This is a genomic window from Streptomyces sp. WZ-12, assembly GCF_028898845.1.
Taxonomy (GTDB): domain Bacteria; phylum Actinomycetota; class Actinomycetes; order Streptomycetales; family Streptomycetaceae; genus Streptomyces.
This window is the reverse complement of record NZ_CP118574.1, coordinates 7,735,748-7,749,042: the sequence shown is the minus strand read 5'-3', so window position 1 is coordinate 7,749,042 and position 13,295 is coordinate 7,735,748. Positions and strand designations below refer to the sequence as shown.

Here is a 13,295-nt window from a genome sequence, read left to right as displayed (position 1 = left end):
GATGCCATCTCTGGCACCACGTTTGACGCCGCAGTCGACACCACCCCTGACCGCTTCAACTAGCCGTCTCGCAAAGGCCGCACCACGCCACCGAAGCCCGCCCAGCGCCCGCCCCACCTGCCGCGGAGCCCAATCCGCGACCCCCAATCGACGCCACCGCGGCACACACATGACGCCATCCATCTCCACATGACGCCAAAGATGTGCCATCATGGCGTCACGGACCTCGCGGGGATCGGCGGCATCGGCACCCATCGCGCCTGCACCCCGTCAACTGCCGTAGTGGCGCCAGCACTTCACGAGCACCACCGCACGCACCACCACGCTCCCACCCATACCCACCCCAGGAACGGACCTGCCGTGATGACTCGTAGCAACGGGGCGACCGGGGCGACCACCGCCCCCACCGCGCCCCCCGCCGCCCCTCCCCGCCCCACGGCGATCTCGGCCACCGGACTGACCAAGACCTACGGGGACAAACTGGTCCTCGACGGCATCGACCTGGACATCCCCGAGGGCACGATCTTCGCCCTGCTCGGCCCCAACGGCGCCGGCAAGACCACCGCCGTCCAGATCCTCTCCACCCTCATCCCCGCCTCCGCCGGCCAGGTGCGCGTGGCGGGCCACGACATGGCCCGCGATCCCGATGCCGTACGCACCGCGATCGGCGTCACCGGCCAGTTCGCGGCGCTGGACAACCTCCTCAACGCCCGGGAGAACCTCCTCCTGATGGCGGACCTGCACCACCTCGACCGCCGCGAGGGCCGCCGGCGCGCCGCCGAACTGCTGCGCCGCTTCGACCTCACCGACGCGGCCGGCAAGCCCGTCGCCACCTACTCGGGCGGCATGCGGCGCAAGTTGGACCTCGCGATGACCCTGGTCGGCACCCCGCGCGTCATCTTCCTCGACGAGCCGACCACCGGACTCGATCCGCGCAGCCGGCGCACGATGTGGGAGATCATCCGCAGCCTGGTCGCCGACGACGGCGTCACCATCTTCCTGACCACGCAATATCTGGAGGAGGCCGACCAACTCGCCGACCGGATCGCCGTCCTGGACCAGGGCAGGCTGGTCGCGGAAGGCACCGCGGACGCGCTCAAGCGCCGCATTCCCGGCGGCCACATCCGCCTCCGGTTCGCCGACGCGCGGGCCCTGGAGTCGGCTGCCGCCCTCTTCGACGCGGTCACGCCGGACCATGACGCGCTCACCCTCCAGATCCCGGGCGACGACAGCCTCCCCGCCGTGCGCGCCGTGCTCGACACCCTGGACGCCGCCTCGGTCACGGCCGAGGCCCTCACCGTGCACACCCCCGACCTCGACGACGTCTTCCTCGCCCTCACCGGCCGATCCCAGCACGGACAGCGGTCACCGCACGCGCCTCACTCACCCAACGCCCCGATGGAGAACGCCCGATGAGCACCCCCACCCACGCGCTGCGCGACTCGATGACGATGCTGCGGCGCAACCTCAAGCACGCGCGGCGCTACCCCGCCATGACGATCTCGGTCGTCGCCATGCCAATCCTGATGTTGCTGCTCTTCGTCTACGTCCTCGGCGGGGCGCTCGGCCACGGCATCGGCGTACCGGGGGCGACCAACGGCCGTGCGGGGTACGTCAATTACGTCGCACCGGGGATCATCCTGATGGCCGCGACGTCCGGTGCCGTCGCCACCGCGGTGTCCGTGTGCACCGACATGACCGAGGGCATCATCAACCGCTTCCGCACCATGGCGATCTCCCGCGGCTCGATACTCACCGGGCATGTGGTCGGCAGCGTCATCCAGACCATGATCAGCCTCACCCTGGTCATCGGGGTCGCGCTGGCGGTCGGCTTCCGGCCGCACGCCACCCTCCTCGGCTGGGTCGCCGCGATCGGCCTGCTCGCCCTGCTCGCCTTCGGTCTCACCTGGCTGTCGGCCGCGATGGGTCTGGTCGCCAAGACCGTCGAATCGGCGAGCAACGCGCCGATGCCGCTCACCCTGCTGCCCTTCCTGGGCAGCGCGTTCGTCCCGCCGGAGTCGATGCCGGTCGGCATCCGCTGGTTCGCCGAGTACCAGCCCTTCACACCGATCAACGAGACCCTGCGGGGCCTGCTGATGGGGACACCGATCGGCAGCAGCGCACTGGCGGCCGCCGCCTGGTGCGTCGGCCTCGCCCTGGCCGGCTACCTCTGGGCCCGCGCGGTCTTCCGCCGCAACGCCACCCAGCGCTGACCCCAACGGTCCCCTCCACCGCACCTCTCGCACCCATCCCGACGGCCCCACAACCCAACAACCCAACGCAGCAGAGGACTTACGCATCCCATGCAGAACGATTCCTCCACACCCACCCCGTCCAGCTCACTCACACCCTCCTCAACTCCCACCACACCGACGGCCGTTGAGACCACGCGCCCCGAGCCGGAGCCGCTCGCCGGACTGCCGGTCACCCGCCCCAAGGGGTGCCCCTTCGACCCGCCGGCCGAACTGGCGGAGCTGCGCGCGGATCAACCGCTGCGCCGGATGCGTTACCCCGACGGCCACGTCGGCTGGCTGGCCACCGGCTACTCCGTCGCCCGCGCGGTCGCCGCCGACCCCCGCTTCAGCTCGCGCTACGAGCTGATGCACACACCCTTCCCCGGCACGGAGGGCCTCACCCTGCCACCGGCCCCGGTAGGTGACCTCACCGGCATCGACCCGCCCCACCACACCCGCTACCGGCGGATCCTCATGGGCAAGTTCACGGTCCGCCGGATGCGCGAACTGACCGCGCGCATGGCGAAGATCACCACCGAGCACCTCGACGCCATGGAGCGCCGGGGTCCGACGGTGGACCTGGTGACGGCGTTCGCCCACCCGCTCCCGGCGCTGATGATCTGCGAGTTGCTCGGCGTGCCCTACGCCGAGCGCGCCCGCTTCCAACGGCACGTCACCGCCTTGTCCGACACGGAGGTGACGATGGAGGACCGGTTCGCCGCCTGGGGCGCGCTCCAGGAGATCATCCGCGAGCTGGTGCTGGCCAAGCGCGCCCGACCCACCGACGACCTGCTCAGCGATCTGACCGGCAGCGCTCTCACCGACGAGGAACTCTCCGGCGTGGGCGTCTTCCTCCTGGCCGCGGGGCTGGACACCACCTCGAACATGATCGCGCTGGGCACGTTCGCCGTGTTGTCCCACCCGGAGCAGGCCGCCGCCCTGCGCGCCGAACCGGACCTCGCCGACCAGGCGGTGGAGGAGCTGATGCGGTACCTCACCATCGCCCACACCGGGGTGCGGGCGGCCTTGGAAGACGTCGAGGTGGACGGCCAGTTGATCAGGGCCGGGGAGTCGGTCACCGTCTCGCTCCAGGCCGCCAACCGCGACCCGGCCCGCTTCCCCGACCCCGACCGCCTCGACCTGCGCCGCAAGGCCACCGGCCAACTGTCCTTCGGCCACGGCATCCACCAGTGCCTGGGCCAACAACTGGCCCGCGTGGAGATGCGGGCGGCCTTCCCCGCGCTCCTCACCCGCTTCCCGACGCTGCGCCTGGCCGTCCCGCCGGAGGAGGTGCCGCTGCGCACGGACCCGACCATGCACGGGGTGCAGAGCCTCCCCATCACCTGGGACGCGGCATAGCCCCGGCCGCCCTCGGATACCGGGTGTGCCCACCGCAGCGCTACGGGCGGGGGCACACCCAGCGCCCGTCGGGCACGCTTCCGTAGCCCAACGGCCCCGCAGATGCCCGCAGTTGTCCTCAGACGCCCCCAGTTGTCCTCAGATACCGAAGGGCGCCGGGTAGCGGATCACTCCGCTCGGCACGGGGCGGGACGCGTCCAGGGCGAGGGCCATCAGCGCCTCGTCGGGGACCTCGAACGGGGCCCGGATGCCGAAGCGCGAGGCGGGCACGAAGCCGAACCGGGGGTAGTAGTCGGGGTGGCCGAGGACCACGACCAGGTGCTCGCCCTCGTCCCGGGCGGCATCGAGCGCGGCGCGGATGGCCGCCGTCCCGGCGCCCCGGCGCTGATGCGCCGGCAGCACCGCGCACGGAGCCAGGGCCAGGGCCGGCCGGTCGTCAATGTGGCAGCGGGTGAGCAGGGCATGCCCGGCGAGGCTGCCGTCGGGCGCCTGGGAAACCAACGAGAGGCCGTCGATCCAGGCGTCACGGTCCGCGCGCAGGGCGTCGACCAGATCCGCTTCCTCGGCGGTGGGGAACGCGGCGAGGTTGATCCCGCGGACCGCGGCGATGTCCTCGGGCCTCTCGGGGCGGGTGGTCCAGGTGGTGCTCATGGGGTTTCCGTTCTCACGTGGATGCGGGGAGCCGGGTGAAGAATCGACCCCGGTCAGCGCAGCAGCCGCCGACGTTAACACCCCCGCCACCGGCCCCACCAAGGGTTTTCCCGCCCGGCATCCGCCAGCCCACCCACTACGGCTCTCGCTCAGCAGCCGCAGTCACAGTCGCAGCAATCGCAGCCGTCACAACAGTTGCAACAGTCGCAGCAACCGCTGCAGTCGGCGTTGCCGCAGTCACAGCAGTCGCAGACGTGGACGCAGCCCTCGCGCTTCTTGCCCGACCAGGGCCCCTCGAACTCCGAGGCGCAGCACGCCTTGCAGGTACAGCACAGTCCGATGGCGAGCGCGCAGCCGGCCCAGAAGCCCCGGGGCTTCTTCGGCCCCTGCGGAACGTGCGGCGACTGCCAGCCCCCATCGCCGCCCGGGCCTCCCGAACCGCCCCCGTAACCGCCGCCATGCCCACCGGGCGGGACGGACCGCCCGCCGGCCGGCGCCTGCGGGGGGTTCGGGTTCTGCTGGCCCCCGTTCCCGTAAGGATTCCCGTACGGGTTCCCGGCACCGTTCCCGTAAGGGCCCTGACCGTACGGGTTGTCGCCGTACGGAGTGTTGCCATACGGACTCCCGCCCTGGCCGTCGTACGGGCCCGGCGCCCCGTGCCCGTGCCCCTGGTGGGAGCAGGTCGAGCTGCCGAAGGCGCGGTCCACCGAGCGCCGCAGCTCGTGCGCCAGCAACACGTGCACCAGGGTCGAGTCGGTGAACTCCACGTCGCGCAGGGCGAGTCGGATGCCGTGCAGCGCGTCGTCACACAGGCGGCGGGCCTCGGCCAGTCCGGCGCCGGTGGCGGTGATCGGGTTCCAGGCGCCCTCGGCGGCGTCCGCGGCCCGGTCCTCCACCGCGTCGAGGAGGTGGGCGAGCCGGCCGAAGAGCCGGCCGGCCTCGGCCAGCGGCGCGGCGTTCCCGGGCCGCCCGGCCAATACGGCGGTGTGCGCGAAGGCCGCGGCGGTGGCGGTCTCGGTCGGTTCGGTGATCGCCGTCAGCGGCGTGCCGGGCCCGGCCAACTGCTCGATACCCGCTTGGCGGTCGACCGCGTCGACGAGGACGGCGGTGTCGAAGCCGAGCATCGCGCCGGTGCGCGCGCCGGCGCGGTCCCACCCCGCTGCGACCCGGCGGGCCGCAGCGGCCATCGGACGGCGGCGCAGCACCCCGTTCCCGTCGGCGACGTGGTCACGGATCTTCGCCGAGGCGAGGACGAGGGAGACCGACGCCGCGAGCCGCGCGCCCTCCCCCTGAGCGACCGAGGCGGTGCGCATGCCGCGCAACGGGCAGGGACCGGCGGTGCGCCGCTGGAGGTCCGCCCGACCGGACTGGGCGTCGGTGAGCACCGACACGATCAACCCGTCGTAATTGGTGACGACCCGGGCGAATTGCCCGTGGTCGGCGCGCAACGCCAGGCAGAGGCCGCAGAGATGGGCCATCCACTCCGTTCTCAGCCCTCGGGACAGTCGGTGCGCGCAGGGCCTGACGATTCCGAACATGGAAGAACAACCCCCGTGCGACATGAGCATGGACAGGCAACCGCGGCTGGGAATGCTACCCACCACCCCCGTGACCTGCGCACACGGTCCGCGCGCCGGGCACCACCCCGGTCAGCTCCCCCGAACCTCCCGTTCACTCGATCTGCTGATACCGCCGCCCCATCCCCGGTGGGAACATGACCGCGCCGCGGTGCGAGCGGCCGGGGCGCGGCGGGGTCGCCAGTCAACCCGCGGTCTTTTCCGGGACTTTGGAGAGCCATGAAGGCGATGAGGTATCTGGCCGCGTTGGGGGTCGCGGGTGCGGCGCTGGGGGCCGGCGCGGTCTCGGTCGCGGCTCCGGTCGGCCCGGGTGCGGCCTCGGCGACCCATGGCGTCGTGCTTACCGGCAGGGACAACGGCCGGACGCTGACCGTGCGTTCCGGGGACGCGGTCGAGGTCCGGCTCACCGGCGAGCGCGGGTCCGACACCACGTTCGCCTGGAGCGTGCCGGCGTCGAGCACCTCCGCCGTGCTCAGGCGGACGGCGGCGGGCACGACGCCGACCGGCGGTGCCGCCGCGCGGTTCGTCGCGACCGGGCAGGGCACCGCCGCCCTCACCGCGCGGCGGACCTGTCACGCCGCCCCCGGCCACGTCTGCCCGCACGTGGTGCTGCCCTGGAGGTCCACGGTCCGGGTGGGGTGAACGGGCCTCAGACCGTGGCCAGTTGGCGCCTCGCCGCGTCCACGGTCTGGGTGAGGAGGGTGGCGATGGTCATCGGGCCCACGCCACCGGGCACGGGGGTGATCAGGTCGGCGACCGCGGCGGCCGACGCGAAGTCGACGTCGCCGACGTTGCCGGGGTTGTAGCCGGCGTCGACGACGACGGCCCCGGGCTTGAGCTGGTCGCCGCGCAGGAAGCCGGCCCGGCCCACCGCGGCGATCAGCACATCGGCCTCCCTCGTGTGGGCGGCGAGGTCGGCGGTGCGGGAGTGGCAGTAGGCGACGGTGGCGTCGCGGCCGAGCAACAGCATGCCGACCGGCTTGCCGAGGATGGCGCTGCGGCCGACGACCACGGCGTGCTTGCCGGCCAGTTCGACGCCGTAGTGGTCCAGCAGGCGGACGATGCCGCCGGGCGTGCAGGAGGCGAAGCCGTCCATGCCGAGGCTCATCGCGGCGAAGGAGTGGGCGGTGACGCCGTCGACGTCCTTCTCGGGGGCGATGGCCTCGAAGGCCGCGCGCTCGTCGATGTGCGGGCCGACCGGATGCTGGAGCAGGATGCCGTGCACGCCGGGGTCGGCGGAGAGTTCGCCGAGGGTGTCGACGAGCGCGGCGGTGGTGGTGTCGGCGGGCAGCGCAACGTGCCGCGACTCGATGCCGGCCTTGGCGCAGCGGTTGCGCTTCATCCGGACGTAGGTGACCGACGCGGGGTCGTCGCCCACGAGGACGGTGGCCAGACAAGGGGCCTGGCCGGTGCGCGCGGTGAGTTCCGCGGCGCGGGCGGCGGCCTCCTCGACCATGCGGCGGGCGAGCGCGCTGCCGTCCATCAGGCGGGCGGTGGGGAACGTGGTCTGCGACATGGCGCCTCCTGAGCGTCGTACGTCGTACGGGATCGCCCAGGCGCACGGCATTGGCCGGTCAGACCGAGCCGCTCCCCGGTGGTACTCCACCCAAGCGCCAGTCACGGCTCGCGCCCCACTGTAGGCGATGGCCCGGAGGAGGCCCATGGGTGGTGCGGCCCGCCGCGGTCATGGGGATTGCTGTCCGGGACTGGAGGTGTACGGCGCGGTGGTGGCCTCCCATTGACTGAGGATGCCGTCCCAGTCGTGCTGGGCGACGGTCATGGCGCTGGGGTCCCAGGTGGGGGCGGAGGCGAGTCCGGGTTGGGGTGACCAGGTCGCGGCGTCGGGTGGGGACCAGGAGGCGTAGGCGTCCTGTGTGGCGGCCCATGGGGTGGGGTGGGCGGCGGGCGCCCAGGTGGTGTGCGGCTCGTAGGACTGCGGGGGTACGTGGGGTTCGGCGCGGGAGAAGTGGCCGGGGTCGGAGGGGGCGGCGGGTTGGCCTTCGGTCATCCGGCGGTGCCGGCCGATGCGGTCGGTGGACGACGAACGGGAGGTGCTGGATTCCGCGGCGAGTTGGTGGGCCCGGGCGTTCAGGATGGTGACGTCCAGGCCCAGTTCACTGGCGAGCGCGGTCAAGTCGGCACCGGTGTGGTGGCTGTGCACCAGGACCGCGTCCAACGCCGGCGACCAGCCGGGCTCGCTGAGGGGTGCGCCGACCGGCGCGGACACGAGGTGGGGTGACGGGGCCGGGCGGGGCGGGACGCGGGTGGCGGCGGGTTCGGGCGGGGGCGCGGGGGCGGCGGCCGGGGGCACGGGAGCGGCGGCGCGGGGCCGGCTCGGTGGGGTCGGGATGCCGACCACGGGTGGCGAGGTGGGGCGCGCCGGTTCGGGCCGGACGGCGGCGCGGCGTTCCCGGGCGGACTCGTCGAGCAGGCTCTTGGCCACCGCCCGGGCGTCCTCCTTGCCGACCGTGCGGCGGGCCAGGCGCACCTCACGGGTGTCGAGCCCGAGCAGATCGGCGACCACCTCGTCGCTGCCCACGGTCACCGCGAAGGCCGCCAGGGTCCGCGAGCGGCGGGCCTCGGCCTCGTCGAGGAGTCCCTGCGTCCGGCGGACCTCGTCATCGCTGATGCAAAACGCCTGGGCGAGTACCGCGTGGCGCTCCCACAACTCCCTCGGTTCCATGTCTGCGACAACGCTTTTTGGCCGTTCTTGGACCGGTTCTCCCCCGGAGATCACTGTAAGAGGTGATATTCCCCGCATCACACGCAGCGCTTTGGGATGTTATGAGACGAGGCACGGGGGCCGAACGGGGGTGCGCGCAGTGACCGTTCAACGGAACGAATCGTTTCAACTGCCATGAGTGCTCCGACTTCCGTCACCGTCGCCGGCCACGGCCGGACCTCGTTCGTCCCCCGCCCCGCGGGGGACCCGCACGCTCCCTCCAGCCCGGAGGCGGTGCGCGCATCGCCGCGGATCAACGCCGAAGTCATCCGACAGACGCCGGTCTACGCGGGGTTGTTGAAGACCTGGTTGGAGCGGTCAGCGACGGTGCCCGGTGTCGCCGATCCGGAGTGGCAGCGACTGGTGTCCTACCGGGCGTTGATGGAGGAGACCGAGATCGCGCTCAATGCACTGCGGCCGCACCGGGCGCCGGACGTACTGCCGTCGCGCCGCCCGCTGCCCGTTGCACCCGGCGGTTACGGCCGCGAACTGACGTCCGCGTACGGGGCGTTGAGGCCGGTCGCCCACCCCTGAGGTCCGCCCCTTCCCCGGACATGCACGTGGGCCCGGGTACGGGACCCGGGCCCACGGAGGCGGCGATGCGACGCGGCGGTCAGAGGATCCCGAGGAATTTGAGGCCGAGGAGGCCGTCGCGGCCCAGGCCGTTGCGCTTGAGCTCCTCGTTCCCACGCTCGTCACCGTCATCGCGACGGCGGGATTCGTCCCGGCGACCGACCTCGTCATCCCGGCTACCGACCTCGTCGTCCCGGCTACCGAAGCCGTCGTCGTCGTAGCGCCGGTTCTCGCCGGTGCGGCCGAAACCGTCGTCGTAGCGCTCGCGCCCCTGCTGGCCTTGCTTCCCACGCCGGCCTTCGTGGCCGTGAGACGCATGGCACCGGCTGTGCGCGGTGCACAGGGCGGACTGCGCGTTGCTGGGAGCCGCGGTCGCGGCACCCGCCGTCGGGACCGTCAGGGCCGCCGCGGCGAGGCCGGCCACCGCGAGCCCGCGAGGGATCGAACGAAGCATTGTTCCACCTTTGCTCGGCTGGGCAAAAAGGACATTCTCCTGCAAGCGCGACAATAATTGGTTTATACGACTGCACATGACGACCCGCCGGAAGGTCACCGGAACGCACCACGAGCCGGGGCGCGCCCCGCGCGGTGGTGACCGTCCGGTCTCACTCAGCCGGCGGCAGGTCCTCCATCAGAGTCCCCAGCGCCCGCCCCACGAGTTGGACGACGACATCCGGATCGGCGCTGGCCAGCGGCTGCTTGCCGACCACCACCCGCATCAGGCCGATGCCCAGCAGCCAGGACAGCGCCAGATCGCCGCGCAGCGCGCCGTCGCCGGCGCGGGAGAGCGTGGCGAGCACCTCGGCGTACTCGTCGCCGAGCCCGCGGAGCGCCTCGGCGATCTCGTCGCTCCCGCCGATGGAGCGCAGGCAGACCTCCAACGACCGGTCGTCGCCGGGGCCGCCGCCCTCGGCGAGCATGCCGCGCAGCGCGACCTCGAAGAGCCGCTCCGCCGGGGTGGTGCGCAACTGCTCATGGCCGCCGCGCGCCATCACCTCGCCGAACAGGGCCTTCTTGGAGCCGAAGTAGCGGAACAGCAGGGCCTGGTTGACGCCGGCGCGGGAGGCGATGTCGCGCACCGTGGCGCGTTCGTAGCCGCGTTCGGCGAAGAGTTCGGAGGCGGCGTCGAGCAGCAGCAGCCGGGTGCCCCGGGCGCTCCGACGGGGTTCGACGGGGGCCGGACCCGGTGGGCTCCCCCCGGCCTCCTGCGTCGTCTCCTCCTGCATGGCCTCCCTCATGGAAACTCCCCTTTCTGTCGGTTTGCCGGTTGACCGCCGCGATCCGTCGCGACGGGCCAAGACGCCGTGCGCAATTCATCGTTGACCACCTCGTGCGCGCGTCCTACGGTATGTAAGCAGGTGCTTACACGAGGGAGGCCACCGTGACCACAGCCGACACAGCACCCCTTGCCTACCCCTTCAACATCGCCGAGAGCCTTGATCTTTCGGCGGAATACGAACACGCGCGCAGCCGCGAGGGCCTGCTGAAGGTCCAGATGACATACGGCGAGCCGGCCTGGCTCGTCACGCGGTACGCCGAGGCCCGGTTCGTCCTCGGCGACCAGCGGTTCAGTCGGGCCGAGAGCGAACGGCACGACGAACCCCGGCAGTCCGAGGGGACCCGCAACGGCGGGATCCTGAGCATGGACCCACCGGACCACACCCGACTGCGGACCCTGGTGGCGAAGGCGTTCACCGTCCGCCAGGTGGAGAAGCTCCGGCCGCAGGTCAAGGAGTTAACCCGGGAGCTGCTCGACGAGTTGGAGGCCGCCGGGCCGCCGGTGGACCTCGTCGACCGGTACGCGCTGCCGATCCCGGTGGCCGTCATCTGCCGGCTGCTCGGGGTGCCGACCGAGGACCGGCCGCAGTTCAGGGTGTGGAGCGACGCCGCGCTGTCGACGAGTTCGCTGACCGCCGCGGAGTTCGAGGCCAACCGCGAGGAACTCCGCGCCTATATGCGGAAGTTGATCGAGCAGCACCGGAAGGACCCGCAGGACGACCTGATGACCGCGCTGATCGACGCGCGGGACGTCAACGACCGGCTCTCCGAGCTGGAACTGATCGATCTGTGCGTGGGCATCCTGGTCGCCGGGCACGAGACCACCGCCACCCAGATCCCCAACTTCGTACTGGCGCTGCTGGACCACCCCGAGCAACTGGCCCTGTTGCGGGAGCAGCCCGAACTGGTCGGGGGCGCCGTCGAGGAGCTGCTGCGGTTCGTCCCGTTGGGCAGCGGGGCGGGGCAGCCCCGCTATGCCCTGGAGGACATCGAGGTCGGGGGCACGCTGGTGCGGGCCGGCGAACCGGTCCTGGTGGCGGTGGGCTCCGCCAACCGCGATGCGCTGCGGTTCGACGGACCGGGGAAGTTGGACATCCGGCGCACCGGGAACCAACACCTCGGTTTCGGCCATGGTGTTCACCACTGCCTGGGCGCGCCGCTGGCCCGGTTGGAGCTCCAGGAGGCGATCTCGGCACTGATCACCCGGTTCCCCGGGCTGCACGTGGCCGGGGACGTGGAGTGGAAGACCGAGATGCTGGTGCGCGGTCCGCGCGTCCTGCCGGTGGGGTGGTGACGCGATGGCGTGGAAGGTCGAGATCGATCCGGGGCTGTGCATCGCCTCCGGCTCCTGCCCGGCGATCGCCCCGGACCTGTTCACCCTGGACGGGCCGCACGCCAGGGCGGTGCGGGACGAGGTCGCGGAGGACGAGCGGGCGCTCGACGCGGCCGATGTGTGTCCGGCGATGGCGATCACGGTGCGGGACGGTTCCGGGCGGGTGATCGGGCCTCGACCGTAGGAGTACGAGGGCAGTTGGCGGGGCGCGGCCGGGGGGCCGCGCCCCGTTGCGTGCGCCCGGGCGCCATTCGGCGGTGCGGGCGGGCGCACTGAGGGTCGATCAGGGAAGAGCTCGGCCAACTCGGCGCGCGCCTCTTGCCAAGCCGAGATCGTACGTGTTCGGATTATCTCTGCGGGGATGCCCGGGCGCCACCGCGTCACCGCAGATCAACACATGTCCGCAAGGCCCGCGGCGAGGGGCCACAGCGCCCCGCCGGGTGCCGCGCCGACACCGACCACCCAGCCCCCGACGCGCTCCCTGGAGGGTCCTCGTGTTCGCTCTCTCGTCCGTCGATCTGCTCGATTCCTTCACCCGCGAGCTGCGGTTGTGCAAACTGCGCCGCGACGAGCACGTGGTGGTGCTGGCCGAGCCGGACAGCCGCGGCGACTACGTCGCGGCCGCGTTCGGCGCCGCCAAGGCGTGCGGCGCGCACGTCATCGCGGCGACCGTCCCCGGCGGCACCCCCGCGCCGATGCCCAGCACCCACACCGGCGCCGGCCCCGGCCTGACCTCCGTCCTCAACGACACCACCGCCCAGGACCTGCTCAAGTCCGCCGACCTGGTGGTCGATCTGACCCGCGAGGGCTTCATCCACGCCCCGGTCCAACAGGAGATCCTGCGGGCCGGCACCCGCATCCTCTTCGTCTGCGACGCGCCCGAGGTGCTGATCCGCAACCTCCCCAAGGAGGAGGACAAGGCCGAGGTGCTGCGCGGCGTCGAACTGCTCAAGCGGTCCTCGCAGATGCGGGTGCGCTCCGCGGCCGGCACCGACCTGACCGTCCAACTGAGCGGCTCCAAGCCGGAGTTCCAGTGCGGCTTCGCCGACGATCCGGGGCGCTGGGACCACTGGCCGAGCACCATGGTGCTGTGCTGGCCGGAGCTCTCCGACGGACAGCTCGTGCTGGCGCCGGGCGACATCCTGCTGCCGTTCAAGGAGTACGTCCGGGAACCGGTGACCCTGCAGATCGCCAGCGGGCACATCGAGAAGGTCAGCGGCGGCGCCGAGGCCGACCTGCTCAGCACGTTCTTCGAGGACTCCCGGGACACCTGGGCGCGCAGCCTGTCGCACATGGGCTGGGGGCTGATGCGGACCGCCGACTGGTTCGCCACCGCGATGTACGGCAAGGACCAGCTGATGGGCATGGACGCCCGGGCGTTCGCCGGCAACTTCCTGTGGTCCACCGGCCCGCACCCGGTGTTGGGCCGCGAGTCCTACGCCCACCTCGACATCGCGATGCGCGGCTGCTCGGTGACGGTCGACGGGACGACGGTGGTCGCGGCCGGCCGGCTCGTCGAGGACGGGCGGTGCGCCGACGGCTGAGCGGCCGCCCCGCCCCCGTCCCGT

14 protein-coding genes and 1 riboswitch are annotated in these 13,295 nt (G+C 72.2%); of the genes, 8 read left to right on the top strand and 6 right to left on the bottom strand.

Annotated elements, in window-relative coordinates:
* Nucleotides 1-363: 363 nt before the first annotated feature.
* The 3 genes from PV796_RS33905 to PV796_RS33895 all read left to right on the top strand — a co-directional run bounded on the left by PV796_RS33905 (nucleotide 364) and on the right by PV796_RS33895 (nucleotide 3,593).
* Nucleotides 364-1,416: an ATP-binding cassette domain-containing protein gene (locus tag PV796_RS33905; protein WP_274917547.1), complete on the top strand. Its 1,053-nt coding sequence runs from the start codon at nucleotides 364-366 to the stop codon at nucleotides 1,414-1,416.
* A complete protein-coding gene (locus PV796_RS33900; protein WP_274917546.1) occupies nucleotides 1,413-2,213 on the top strand; it encodes an ABC transporter permease in 801 nt (266 codons plus the stop codon). Before PV796_RS33905 ends, PV796_RS33900 begins: the two co-directional genes overlap by 4 nt.
* A gap of 90 nt (nucleotides 2,214-2,303) precedes the next feature.
* Nucleotides 2,304-3,593 (top strand): cytochrome P450, encoded by a 1,290-nt coding sequence (locus PV796_RS33895; protein WP_274917545.1) that lies wholly within the window; start codon nucleotides 2,304-2,306, stop codon nucleotides 3,591-3,593.
* A gap of 138 nt (nucleotides 3,594-3,731) precedes the next feature.
* Here the strand turns inward: PV796_RS33895 and PV796_RS33890 are convergent, their stop codons facing one another.
* Together PV796_RS33890 and PV796_RS33885 are read right to left on the bottom strand one after the other, a co-directional pair.
* A complete protein-coding gene (locus PV796_RS33890) occupies nucleotides 3,732-4,244 on the bottom strand; it encodes a GNAT family N-acetyltransferase (RefSeq protein WP_274917544.1) in 513 nt (170 codons plus the stop codon).
* A gap of 149 nt (nucleotides 4,245-4,393) precedes the next feature.
* Nucleotides 4,394-5,782, bottom strand: coding sequence for a DUF5685 family protein (locus PV796_RS33885; RefSeq protein ID WP_274917543.1), 1,389 nt, complete (start codon nucleotides 5,780-5,782; stop codon nucleotides 4,394-4,396).
* Between the two features lie 258 nt (nucleotides 5,783-6,040).
* Between PV796_RS33885 and PV796_RS33880 the strand changes: the two genes are divergently transcribed.
* Nucleotides 6,041-6,463 (top strand): hypothetical protein, encoded by a 423-nt coding sequence (locus PV796_RS33880; RefSeq protein WP_274917542.1) that lies wholly within the window; start codon nucleotides 6,041-6,043, stop codon nucleotides 6,461-6,463.
* 7 nt (nucleotides 6,464-6,470) lie between these two features.
* Here PV796_RS33880 and PV796_RS33875 read toward each other — a convergent pair whose 3' ends face one another.
* Together PV796_RS33875 and PV796_RS33870 are read right to left on the bottom strand one after the other, a co-directional pair.
* Nucleotides 6,471-7,337 carry a bifunctional 5,10-methylenetetrahydrofolate dehydrogenase/5,10-methenyltetrahydrofolate cyclohydrolase gene (locus tag PV796_RS33875; protein WP_274917541.1) on the bottom strand — a complete coding sequence of 289 codons (867 nt, stop codon included), beginning with the start codon at nucleotides 7,335-7,337 and terminating at the stop codon, nucleotides 6,471-6,473.
* Nucleotides 7,338-7,364: 27 nt separating this feature from the next.
* Nucleotides 7,365-7,452, bottom strand: a riboswitch (ZMP/ZTP riboswitch).
* A gap of 53 nt (nucleotides 7,453-7,505) precedes the next feature.
* Nucleotides 7,506-8,504: a hypothetical protein gene (locus PV796_RS33870; RefSeq protein ID WP_274917540.1), complete on the bottom strand. Its 999-nt coding sequence runs from the start codon at nucleotides 8,502-8,504 to the stop codon at nucleotides 7,506-7,508.
* A gap of 174 nt (nucleotides 8,505-8,678) precedes the next feature.
* Between PV796_RS33870 and PV796_RS33865 the strand changes: the two genes are divergently transcribed.
* Nucleotides 8,679-9,077 carry a hypothetical protein gene (locus PV796_RS33865; protein ID WP_274917538.1) on the top strand — a complete coding sequence of 133 codons (399 nt, stop codon included), beginning with the start codon at nucleotides 8,679-8,681 and terminating at the stop codon, nucleotides 9,075-9,077.
* A gap of 79 nt (nucleotides 9,078-9,156) precedes the next feature.
* Here the strand turns inward: PV796_RS33865 and PV796_RS33860 are convergent, their stop codons facing one another.
* Entirely contained in the window at nucleotides 9,157-9,570 is a 414-nt protein-coding gene (locus PV796_RS33860; protein WP_274917537.1) for a hypothetical protein, read from the bottom strand.
* A 151-nt stretch (nucleotides 9,571-9,721) separates the two neighbouring features.
* Nucleotides 9,722-10,354: a TetR/AcrR family transcriptional regulator gene (locus PV796_RS33855; RefSeq protein WP_274917535.1), complete on the bottom strand. Its 633-nt coding sequence runs from the start codon at nucleotides 10,352-10,354 to the stop codon at nucleotides 9,722-9,724.
* Between the two features lie 143 nt (nucleotides 10,355-10,497).
* On the opposite strand from PV796_RS33855, the gene PV796_RS33850 reads away from it, so the two are divergent.
* The 3 genes from PV796_RS33850 (at nucleotide 10,498) to PV796_RS33840 (ending at nucleotide 13,271) form a co-directional block, all read left to right on the top strand.
* Entirely contained in the window at nucleotides 10,498-11,688 is a 1,191-nt protein-coding gene (locus tag PV796_RS33850) for a cytochrome P450 (protein ID WP_274917534.1), read from the top strand.
* 4 nt (nucleotides 11,689-11,692) lie between these two features.
* Nucleotides 11,693-11,911, top strand: a complete 219-nt coding sequence (locus tag PV796_RS33845; RefSeq protein WP_274917533.1) for a ferredoxin — start codon at nucleotides 11,693-11,695, stop codon at nucleotides 11,909-11,911.
* A gap of 310 nt (nucleotides 11,912-12,221) precedes the next feature.
* Nucleotides 12,222-13,271, top strand: a complete 1,050-nt coding sequence (locus PV796_RS33840; protein ID WP_274917532.1) for a hypothetical protein — start codon at nucleotides 12,222-12,224, stop codon at nucleotides 13,269-13,271.
* Nucleotides 13,272-13,295: the final 24 nt, after the last annotated feature.

Bases quoted from the DNA above. Each gene is read 5' to 3' on its own strand.
- PV796_RS33860 (WP_274917537.1), bottom strand. From the start codon at position 9,570: ATGCTTCGTTCGATCCCTCGCGGGCTCGCGGTGGCCGGCCTCGCCGCG.
- PV796_RS33870 (WP_274917540.1), bottom strand. From the start codon at position 8,504: ATGGAACCGAGGGAGTTGTGGGAGCGCCACGCGGTACTCGCCCAGGCG.
- PV796_RS33890 (WP_274917544.1), bottom strand. From the start codon at position 4,244: ATGAGCACCACCTGGACCACCCGCCCCGAGAGGCCCGAGGACATCGCC.
- PV796_RS33885 (WP_274917543.1), bottom strand. From the start codon at position 5,782: ATGTTCGGAATCGTCAGGCCCTGCGCGCACCGACTGTCCCGAGGGCTG.
- PV796_RS33845 (WP_274917533.1), top strand. From the start codon at position 11,693: ATGGCGTGGAAGGTCGAGATCGATCCGGGGCTGTGCATCGCCTCCGGC.
- PV796_RS33895 (WP_274917545.1), top strand. From the start codon at position 2,304: ATGCAGAACGATTCCTCCACACCCACCCCGTCCAGCTCACTCACACCC.
- PV796_RS33880 (WP_274917542.1), top strand. From the start codon at position 6,041: ATGAAGGCGATGAGGTATCTGGCCGCGTTGGGGGTCGCGGGTGCGGCG.
- PV796_RS33905 (WP_274917547.1), top strand. From the start codon at position 364: ATGACTCGTAGCAACGGGGCGACCGGGGCGACCACCGCCCCCACCGCG.
- PV796_RS33900 (WP_274917546.1), top strand. From the start codon at position 1,413: ATGAGCACCCCCACCCACGCGCTGCGCGACTCGATGACGATGCTGCGG.
- PV796_RS33865 (WP_274917538.1), top strand. From the start codon at position 8,679: ATGAGTGCTCCGACTTCCGTCACCGTCGCCGGCCACGGCCGGACCTCG.
- PV796_RS33855 (WP_274917535.1), bottom strand. From the start codon at position 10,354: ATGAGGGAGGCCATGCAGGAGGAGACGACGCAGGAGGCCGGGGGGAGC.
- PV796_RS33875 (WP_274917541.1), bottom strand. From the start codon at position 7,337: ATGTCGCAGACCACGTTCCCCACCGCCCGCCTGATGGACGGCAGCGCG.